We start from the raw sequence: 9,106 nt of genomic DNA, 5'->3' as shown, positions 1-9,106 counted from the left end.
CGGGCCTCGCCGCGGGCGGGTGGCCGCTCGCGGCACGCTGGCTGGCCGCCGCGCTGGCCGGCCTGCTCGCCGGCGGGCTCCTCCGGCTGGTCGCGCGGCGTCGGCTCGGCGGGATGACGGGCGACGTGTTCGGCGCGATCGTCGAGGTCAGCACGTTGACGGTGCTCGTCGCGTGCGCGCTCGCGGGCTGACCGCGTCCCGCAGCCGAACGCACAACGCCTGCCCTGGCAGCCCGGCCGGGACGTGGTATCGACCGGGACCCAGGCAAGTTACTGGCTTGGCCGCCATCCGCGGCGCTCGGTCCTCAGCTCACGGCTTGCTGCACGAGCGCGGCGATCCTGGCCTCGTCGGCGGCGGTCAACTCCGTCAGCGCGAAGGCGGTCGGCCACATCGCGCCGTCGTCGAGGTTCGCCTTGTCGCTGAAGCCAAGCGTCGCGTACCTCGTCTTGAACTTGTGCGCGCTCTGGAAGAAGCAGATCACGTTGCCGTCCTTGGCGTACGCGGGCATCCCGTACCAGGTTCGCGGCGCGAGGGCCGGCACGCTGGCCTTGATGATCGCGTGGAGCCGCTCGGCCATGACGCGATCGGCATCGGGCATCTCGGCGATCTTCGCGAGCACGTCGCCCTCGCCGTCCGCCTTGCCCGCGCGCGGGCCGCGCGCGGTCGCCTTCAGCTCCTGGGCGCGGTCCCGCATCGCGGCCCGTTCCTCGTCCGTGAATCTGCCCGACGCCCGGCCAGCGGTCCTCTTGGGCGGCTTCTGCGTGTCGTTCATGCCAGGTTTTCCCCTACGCGAGATCTAACGCCAGGACCCCTACACTAGCGAGCCGCCGCCGGGCTCGCCCGCCGCGCGTACTGGCGGCGGGGCCCAATGGGGCCGAGCGCGCCGGCGACGGCGAACCCGATGCCGCGGCTGCCGCCGGTCACGACAGCACGCTTGCCGGCTAGGTACAGATCCATGAGTTTCGCCCCGAGGCAATGTGCCGCGAGACCCCGCTCACAGGTCCGCGTACTGCGGTTCGTCGGCGATCAGGATCCGCTCGAGCAAGCGGGGGAAGTCGGCGTAGTTGCGGACCGCGTAGTGCACCGCGGCGCGGTTGTCCCAGAACGCGATCGAGCCGGGCCGCCAGCTGAACCGCACCTGGTATTCGGGCTTGCGATACTGGTCGTGCACGATGGACAGCAGCTCCCTGCTATCGTCCCGGTCGAACCCGACGATCCACGGGTGCTGGCTGAAGTTGACCCAGAGGATCTTCTTGCCGGTCTCACGGTGCGTGCGCACGATCGGGTGGGCCACGATCGGGTAGTCGTGACCGGCGCCAGCCAGCGCCGACCGGAAGTCGTGAGTCATGTGCAGCCCCGCAAAGCGCTCCTTCGTCTCCTCCGGCAGCCCGTCGTAGGCGAGCCCGGCGTCCACCCAGATCGTGTCGCCGCCGACATCGGGGAGGTTGACCGCGCGGAGCACGGCACCCCAGGTCGGGACCAGCCGCCAGCTCGTGTCGCTGTGGTAGGGGTCCCAGCCTTCGGCCCGCTGCTGCGCGAGGTACTTCTCGTGCTTCTTCCCGTCGCCCGCGGCGATCTGGTGGATGGCCGGCACCTTGTCGGCGTAGGACTTGTCCACGCTCGGGTGCGTGTACAGCGGGCCGAACTGCGCCGCGAACGCCGCGTGCTGGTCGCGGTCCAGGTTCTGGTCGCGGAAGAAGACGACCTTGTACTGGAGGATGGCGGCCTTGATCTCGTCCCGCACGGCGTCGCTCAGCGGGTGCCTGAGGTCTGCTCCGGAGATTTCCGCGCCGATGGTGGGCTGGAGCGGCCTGATCGTCAGGGCACCGTGCTGGACGTCCGTGTCGGCGAGTGTGGTCATGCTGACTCCCTAAGTGACGAGGGGTTACTGGTCGGGTCAGGCGGCGACGCTGGCGCGGTAGCCGGTGATGTCGTCGCCCACCGTGTCGTGGACAAGCCTGATGAGGTTGGCGTAGGCGGCGGCGTCCGCCAGCGGGTCGTAGCCGCGGATCAGCAGCGTGCTGGCGCCGGCGGCCACGTAGTCCAGGAGGGACTCGGCGACCTGCTCGTAACTGCCGACCAGGGCGGTGGAGTTCCCGGCCGCGCCGGTGGCCTTCGACAGCGCGGTCCACAGCCGCTTGTCGTGCAGCTCACCTTCCGCGGCGTAGCGCAGCAGCCGCCGGGACCCTTCGGCCTGTGACGTGTCGCGCTTCCCGACGTACTCGGCGGCCCGCTCCCGGGTGCGCTCGAGGATCTCGTGCGCCCGCTCCCAGGCTGCCGACTCGGTGTCGGCGGCGATGGGCCGCAGGCTGACAGAAAACCGGTCGATGGTGCGCCCGGCCGCCTGCGCGGAAGCCTGGACCTGGGCGATGCGCTCCCTGATGCCGTCGAGTGGCTCGCCCCAGAAGGCGTAGACGTCGGCGTGCCTGCCGCCGACACGGACCGCGTCCTCCGACGCCCCCCCGAAGTAGACCGGCAGGTGCCCGCCGGCCGGGCGCAGCGCGGACCAGGCGTCCTTGACCTTGTAGAACTCGCCCTCGTAGTCGAAGCGCTCGGCGGAGCTCCACTCGCGCTCGACGATGTCCAGGAACTCATCGGTGCGCCGGTACCTGGCCGGCTTGTCGGAGAAGTCACCGTCGCGGGCCTGGTCGCCGTCGTCGCCGCCGGTGATCACGTGCAGCGCGATCCGGCCGGGGTGGAAGGCGTCGATGGTGGCGAACTTACGGGCGGCGATCGTCGGGGCGACGAAGCCAGGCCGGTGCGCCAGCAGCACGCCGAGCGTTTCCGTGGCGGTCAGCACCTGATCCGCCACGGTGAACCCGTCAGGTGACGACGAACTGTGCGCCACGAGCACCCGGTCGAAGCCCGATTGCTCGTGCACGAACGCCAGGCGGTACAGGTAGTCGGGCTGGACGACCGGCCCCGCCAGCGCGTTGGTCTCCGAGTAGTCGCTGGTGTGGGCGATGCCGATGAACTCGACCTGCATGGAATCTCCTTGCTTGCGCTCGTTCGGTCAGGCCGGGACGGGGACCAGCGCGCGCACGGCGTCGATGACCACGCCCGCCTCGGTCCGGACCAGCCAGTCTGGGTGCACGTCGGCGAACCGCACCACGCGGTCCTGCCCGATCACGACGATCGTGGGCATCGGCAACTCCCACGCGCCGGTGCCGAGCACCTCCCCCAGGTCGCCGCCCCTTGCCCTGGCATGGGCCTGGGACGCCGGGCTCGCCGTGAACGTGATGCCGAAGCGGCGAGCGAGCCCGTTGCCGGTGTCCGACCCCACAGGGAACGGGAAGCCGAAGCGGTTCCTGATCGCGGCGAGCTTGCCGGGAACCTGCGGGCTGACCGCGACCAGCGTGGCGCCGAGCGCGGCCAGCGGCGGGTACAACTCGGCCTGGTAGTGCCGCAGTGCGATGTTGCAGGCGGGACACCCCTCGTAGCGGAAGAACAGCAGCACGACGGGCCCGGTGGCCAGCAGCTGCTCCAGGTCGACGGTGCCGCCGAGTACCTCGGGCAGCGAGAACGGCTCCACGACATCGCCGGGCTTGACGAACGCGTCGCGGTCGGCGATGTCCTCAAGCAGCCGCCGCTGGTCGACGTTCACTTGCAGGTCGGCGCTCGCCATGTGTTCCAGGCGGTAAGCGTGCAGGTCAGCGAGCAGCTTGCAGACGGAAGGGGTTGGGCTCACATTGTCTATTATATTGATCGATTTAGATGAGTAAAGGGAAGAAGCCGTCCCAATCGAGTTCACCGCCGGCGGGCGGGTTCCGGGCGGGTGACTGGTCAGTCCAGGCCTACGGCCGTCCAGGTCGCCGGTGAGCCCGTTGGGGTGATGGCGAGCAGGACGCGGTTGTCGGCGATCAGCTCGGCGGCGAACTCGTCGTCGGGCGGCACCTGACGGCCGTGCTTCTCGCGGATGGCGCGGAAGCGGGGAAGTTCGGCGGGCACGTCCTCGCGGATCTCCACGGTTCCCGACACGTGCACGTAGCGGTGCCCGGTCGCGTCGTCGACGACGAGCTCGACCCTGGGGTCGCGGCGGAACACGTTGTACTTCACGCGCTTGCTCGTGGTCGAGACGTAGAACCTCTCGCCGTCCCAGTAAAACCAGTTGGGCGACAGGTGCGGGCGGCCGTCTTTGCGGATGCCGGCGACGATGATGTTCCGGGGTTCGCCGAGGAAGGCGTGCAGGCGCGCGGGTGATGACATGGCAGCACTATACGGCTTTTCCAGCCGGAAAAGTCAGTTAAGGCTGGGGAGGCGCGGCGGCTCGTCGCGGCGGCTCGTTCTGGATAATGGCCCTTATGACCGACCGCCTGAGCCTGCCGAGCGAGGCAGGCGAGGCCACGATCGCGCGTGACCGGTACGGGGTTCCGCGGGTGCGGGGCGAGACCACGGCGGCTGCCTGGTTCGGGATGGGCTACGCGTGCGCGCGGGACCGCATGTTCCAGATGGACTACGACCGGCGGCGGGCCTGCGGGCGGTGGGCAGAGATCGCCGGGCGGTCGGCGGCCGGCGCGGACATCCTGGCCAGGCGGCTGGGGCTGGCGGCGGCCGCCAGGCGGGACGTCGCCGCGATGTCGCCCGCCCTGCGCGCGGCCTTCGCGGCGTACGCGGACGGCGTCAACCAGGCGCTGCGGGAGGGCGTCTTGCCGCTGCCGGGCCGGTACCCGGTCGAGCCGTGGGAGCCGTGGCACTCGGTCGCGGCGTTCAAGGTGCGGCACGTGTTCATGGGGCAGTGGCAGCACAAGCTGGTGCAGGCGTGGCTGCTCGCGCGGATCGGGCCGGACGCGTTCGGGCAGCTGGAGACCAGGCCGCCGGCCGGCTCGCCGCTCGCCGTGCCGCCGGGCGCCCGGCTGTCCCTGCTGACGGACGAGGCGATTGCCGACGTGACGGGGCACCTGGGATTCCTCGCCGAGACCGAGCCGGGTTCCAACGCGTGGGCGGTCAGCGGCCGGCGCACCGCGCACGGCGGGGCCGTGCTCTGCAACGACTCGCACCGCGCGCTCGATACCCCCAACGTGTACTGGCAGTGCGCCGTGCGCTGTCCCGAGTTCGACGTGGCGGGGGCGACGTTCCCCGGGCTGCCCGGCTTCCCGCACTTCGGGTGCAACGGGTCGGTCGCGTGGGCGATCACGCACGCGGACGCCGACACGCAGGACCTGTACATCGAACGGTTCGACGGCGCCAGGTACCAGACCGAGGACGGCTGGCGGGAGGCGAGCGTGCGCACCGAGCGGATCTCGGTGCGCGGCCGCGGCGCGGTGGAAGCATCCGTGTGGGAGACCAGGCACGGGCCGGTCGTGCACGGCGACCCGCTGTCGGGCATGGCGCTGGCGCTGAAGTACACCGCGACGTACCGGCCGGACCGCGGCCTTGAGTGCATGCTGCCGATGCTGGTCGCGGCCGATGTGGGCGCCCTGGTCGCGGCGCAGGCGGGCTGGGTCGACCCGGTCAACAACCTGGTCTGCGCCGACACGGGCGGCGCCATCGCCTATCAGTGCCGGGGCGAGCTGCCGGTGCGTTCGTCGCCCGCGCACCGTGCGCTGCCGGTGCCCGGGTGGGACGGGGCGTGCGAGTGGGTGGGCACGGTTCCGTTCGGGTCGCTGCCGCGAGCTGCCGACCCCGCGGCCGGGTTCGTCATGACGGCGAACAACGCGATCGCCGACGGGGACGAGCCGTACATCTCGTACACGTTCGCGCAGCCGTTCCGCGCCGAGCGGCTGCGGTCGCGGCTGGCGGGCGCCGCGGTATTTAGCGTGGACGAACTGGCGGGGATGCAGGCGGACACCGTGTCGTGGGCGGCGCGGGCCTGGACCTCGGTGCTCGGCCGGGCTGGCCCGTTTCCGCCTGGTGCGGCCGAGGCGGCGCGGGCGATGCTGGCCGGCTGGGACGGCGATCTTCGCGCCGGCTCGGGGCCGGCGCTGCTGTACGCGTGCTTCCAGCGGTCGCTCGCCGATGCGCTGTACCGGCCGCTGCTCGGCTCGGGCACGTGGGAGTGGATGGCCTCCGGCGCCCTGGTGCCGACGATCGGCATCGTGCGGCGGTGGCTGGCCAACGACACGTGGGAACTGCTCGGCGGGCCGGTACCCCCGGACACCGCAGGCCCCGGCCGTGCGGTCGCGGACGGCGGCGGCGGGCGGCGCCGCGAGCGGACCAGCCGGGTGCTTGCCGCGGTGCCCGCGGCGCTGGCCGCCGCCTGGGCGGCGGCCGTTCACCGCGGCGGGCCAGATCCGGGACGGTGGCGCTGGGGCGAGGTGCACCAGGCCGTCCGCAGGCATCCGCTTGACCCCCCGGGGGCGGCCCCGCTGCCCGGCGTGCCGATGGGCGGCGACGCCGACACCATCCAGGCGGCCGGCTACGGCTGGCGGCAGGGCAGCCCGTTCACCGTCACCAGCCTGTCCGTGTACCGCCAGGTGGTCGACCTCGCCGATCCCGCCGCCGCAAGCTATGCCATACCGGGCGGCAGCAGCGGCGACCCGGACAGCCCGCATTTCGCGGACCAGCTGGCGCAATGGGCGGCGCACCGGCGCATCCCGATGGCCGACCGCGACTAATTTCCCGGAGAAATGGCTGGTGGTTAACGTCTGCGCGCCGCACGGCGCTTTGCAACACAAGGAGATAACAACCCTCGTCGATCCCGCAAAGTCCCGCTGTTCGTGCCAGGCTAACTTACATAACCCGTCACCCCCCCACGGAGCACCCAACTAACCGTGGGGATCGATCACATTGGACGGTGCAAAAGGACATGATCCGTATGACAAAGACCCGGCTGACGGCCGGGGCAGTGGTGCTGGCGGCGGGCGTGGTGATAGCCCCGCTCGCGGCCGTCTCGAGCGCGTCCGCGGGCACGAGCCCGAACGCGCCGACGGCGGTGCCCGCGGGTATCAACGCGGCCGACCTTCCGGGCGCGCAGGTCTTCGGCGACACTCCGGCGGACACCCCGGTGACCGTGTCGTTCGTGCTCACGATGCAAAACGAGCAGGCCCTCGCCGCCGCGGTCGAGCAGGGCATCCCGACCTCGCAGTACCTGTCGGTCGCCCAGTTCGCCGCCAAGTACGGCCAGACCGCGTCCAACATCAAGGCGCTGACCAGCTACCTGGCCGGCTTCGGCATCACGACCACGGTCTACGCCGACGACCTGGACGTGGTGGCCAACGGCACCGCGGGCGACTTCGACAACGCGCTGACGATCACCGAAGAACAAGTCACGGTTCCCGCGCAGCGGGGTGGCGCCGCGTTCGGCCCGACCAACCACGAGCAGACGGTGTACACCAACAACTCCGCGCCGCTGCTGCCCTACCGGCTGGCCAGCTTCGTGACGGCCATCCTCGGGCTGTCGAACTACGGCGCCTACGACAGCGACACCGCCAAGCCGGCCAGCGAGACCAAGCCGCAGACTGGCAGCTCGAGCACCTGCGTGGCCGAGTTCGGCCTGACCAACGGCTGCCACCTGCCGCAGGACTTCGCCCAGCTGTACGACCTGGACCCGCTGTACGCGCGCGCCGATGGCTCAGGCCAGACCGTCGGCATCGTCACGCTGGCCGCGATCGACCCTGGTCCGACGGGGTACACGTACGCGCCGGACTACTTCTGGGCAAACATCGCTCACGTGACCCGCACGGGCACCCTCGCCGTCGAGAACATCGACGGCGGCCCTGGCGCGCCGAGCTCTGCCTCGGGGTCGGTCGAGACCGACATAGACATCGAGCAGTCCGGGAGCCTCGCCCCCGGCGCGAACGTGATCGACTACCAGGCGCCGAACACCGACTACGGGTTCGCCGACGCGTTCTTCACCGCGGCCAGCCAGGACATCGCAAGCAGCGTCTCCGCGAGCTGGGGCGAGTCGGAGACCGCGGTCGTGGCCTCCATCAACTCCGGCGAGGAGTCGTCGGGCTACGTGCCTGCGTACAACGAGGCCTTCCTCGAGATGGCCGCGCAGGGCCAGTCCGCGTTCACCTCCTCAGGCGACTACGGCGCTTACATCGCCGCCGAGGACGTCGGCACCACGAACCTGGCGGTGGACTGGCCGGCGGACAGCCCGTACATCACCGCGTGCGGCGCCACCTCGCTGCCCGGTACCTCGTACCTGTCCGGCCCTGCCGGGACCGCCACCGCCACGAACCCGGCCACGCGCATCTGGGGCTGGGACTACCTGTGGGCCGGAGTCGCGCAGACCGACGGCATCCCGCTGGCCGAGGCGGCGGAGGGCCTGCCCATCGGCAGCGGCGGCGGCTTCAGCGCGCTCGAGTCCGAGCCGTCCTACCAGGTGGGTGTGTCGGGCACCAACTACTTCCACGCGGTGGAGTACCTGACCCCGATCGACTACGAGGAGATCGCCCCTGGCGTGGTCGAGCCCACCGAATGGAACTTCAACCCCACGCCGAGCGTGACCTCCGGCTCCGGTACCGGCAGGGCCGTCCCTGACCTGGCCACGAACGGCGACCCGCAGACCGGTTACCTGGTCTACGCGCCCTCGGTCGGCGGCCTGGCCGAATACGGCGGGACCAGCTTCGTCGCCCCGCAGCTCAACGGCTCAACCGCGGTCATCGACTCCTACCTGGGCCACCGGGTCGGGTTCTGGAACCCGACCATCTACGCCGCCGCCGTCAGCTTCGACTCCCCGTTCACCCCGCTGAACCAGGTCGGCACCGGCAACGACGACATCTACTACACCGGCAACCCCGGTGAGCCCTACAACCAGGGAGCCGGCCTCGGCTACCCCAACCTGACCGCGCTCGCCTCGTTCTTCCACTGACGCGCGGCCAGTTCACATAACGGCCCGGGCCGCCCCGCGGCGGCCCGGGCCTCATCTTCGCCGCGGGCATCCGCCCGTGCGCCGATGCCTGCGTCCCCCGCACCGTCCTGTCCCGCGCCGGCTGCTTGTACGCTGATGCCTGCAGAACACGATGGAGGTGGCCGGTCCCGTGGCTGATTCTGCCCAGCCCAATCTGCCCCAGCCCGCGCTGGACGACTGGGTGGCGCGCGCCGCCGCGCAGGTGCTGGCCGAGGGGGAGCGCAGGCACCCAGGCGAGACGCCGACCTGCGCGTCAGGGATCAGCCCGTCCGGTCCCGTGCACCTGGGCAACCTCCGCGAGGTGATGGTCCC

General features: G+C 71.1%; 10 protein-coding genes. 4 read left to right on the top strand and 6 right to left on the bottom strand.

Annotated elements, in window-relative coordinates:
* On the top strand, positions 1-191 hold a 191-nt coding region (locus Q1N79_RS10030; protein ID WP_300607281.1), incomplete at its 5' end, for an adenosylcobinamide-GDP ribazoletransferase.
* A 113-nt stretch (positions 192-304) separates the two neighbouring features.
* Here Q1N79_RS10030 and Q1N79_RS10025 read toward each other — a convergent pair.
* The 6 genes from Q1N79_RS10025 to Q1N79_RS10000 form a co-directional block, all read right to left on the bottom strand.
* Positions 305-772 (bottom strand): iron chaperone, encoded by a 468-nt coding sequence (locus Q1N79_RS10025; RefSeq protein ID WP_300607278.1) that lies wholly within the window; start codon positions 770-772, stop codon positions 305-307.
* Between the two features lie 44 nt (positions 773-816).
* Positions 817-957, bottom strand: a complete 141-nt coding sequence (locus Q1N79_RS10020) for a hypothetical protein (RefSeq protein WP_300607275.1) — start codon at positions 955-957, stop codon at positions 817-819.
* Between the two features lie 37 nt (positions 958-994).
* Positions 995-1,861, bottom strand: coding sequence for a TauD/TfdA family dioxygenase (locus Q1N79_RS10015; protein ID WP_300607272.1), 867 nt, complete (start codon positions 1,859-1,861; stop codon positions 995-997).
* A 36-nt stretch (positions 1,862-1,897) separates the two neighbouring features.
* A complete protein-coding gene (locus Q1N79_RS10010) occupies positions 1,898-2,986 on the bottom strand; it encodes an LLM class flavin-dependent oxidoreductase (protein WP_300607269.1) in 1,089 nt (362 codons plus the stop codon).
* 27 nt (positions 2,987-3,013) lie between these two features.
* Positions 3,014-3,688, bottom strand: coding sequence for a peroxiredoxin-like family protein (locus Q1N79_RS10005; protein ID WP_300607266.1), 675 nt, complete (start codon positions 3,686-3,688; stop codon positions 3,014-3,016).
* Between the two features lie 95 nt (positions 3,689-3,783).
* Positions 3,784-4,206 carry a PPOX class F420-dependent oxidoreductase gene (locus Q1N79_RS10000; protein ID WP_300607264.1) on the bottom strand — a complete coding sequence of 141 codons (423 nt, stop codon included), beginning with the start codon at positions 4,204-4,206 and terminating at the stop codon, positions 3,784-3,786.
* Positions 4,207-4,301: 95 nt separating this feature from the next.
* Between Q1N79_RS10000 and Q1N79_RS09995 the strand changes: the two genes are divergently transcribed.
* The 3 genes from Q1N79_RS09995 to Q1N79_RS09985 all read left to right on the top strand — a co-directional run.
* Positions 4,302-6,554, top strand: a complete 2,253-nt coding sequence (locus Q1N79_RS09995) for a penicillin acylase family protein (RefSeq protein ID WP_300607261.1) — start codon at positions 4,302-4,304, stop codon at positions 6,552-6,554.
* A 200-nt stretch (positions 6,555-6,754) separates the two neighbouring features.
* Positions 6,755-8,755 (top strand): S53 family peptidase, encoded by a 2,001-nt coding sequence (locus Q1N79_RS09990; protein ID WP_300607258.1) that lies wholly within the window; start codon positions 6,755-6,757, stop codon positions 8,753-8,755.
* Positions 8,756-8,924: 169 nt separating this feature from the next.
* On the top strand, positions 8,925-9,106 hold a 182-nt coding region (locus tag Q1N79_RS09985), incomplete at its 3' end, for a hypothetical protein (protein ID WP_300607255.1).

It is taken from the genome of Trebonia sp., from assembly GCF_030042015.1.
GTDB lineage: Bacteria > Actinomycetota > Actinomycetes > Streptosporangiales > Streptosporangiaceae > Trebonia.
Note: the sequence above shows the minus strand (reverse complement) of the source record. Positions and strands in the feature narration are given on the sequence as shown.

Excerpts from the sequence above, each read along its gene's own strand:
- Q1N79_RS10025 (WP_300607278.1), bottom strand. The coding sequence starts at position 772 with ATGAACGACACGCAGAAGCCGCCCAAGAGGACCGCTGGCCGGGCGTCG.
- Q1N79_RS10020 (WP_300607275.1), bottom strand. The coding sequence starts at position 957 with ATGGATCTGTACCTAGCCGGCAAGCGTGCTGTCGTGACCGGCGGCAGC.
- Q1N79_RS10015 (WP_300607272.1), bottom strand. The coding sequence starts at position 1,861 with ATGACCACACTCGCCGACACGGACGTCCAGCACGGTGCCCTGACGATC.
- Q1N79_RS10010 (WP_300607269.1), bottom strand. The coding sequence starts at position 2,986 with ATGCAGGTCGAGTTCATCGGCATCGCCCACACCAGCGACTACTCGGAG.
- Q1N79_RS10000 (WP_300607264.1), bottom strand. The coding sequence starts at position 4,206 with ATGTCATCACCCGCGCGCCTGCACGCCTTCCTCGGCGAACCCCGGAAC.
- Q1N79_RS09995 (WP_300607261.1), top strand. The coding sequence starts at position 4,302 with ATGACCGACCGCCTGAGCCTGCCGAGCGAGGCAGGCGAGGCCACGATC.
- Q1N79_RS09990 (WP_300607258.1), top strand. The coding sequence starts at position 6,755 with ATGACAAAGACCCGGCTGACGGCCGGGGCAGTGGTGCTGGCGGCGGGC.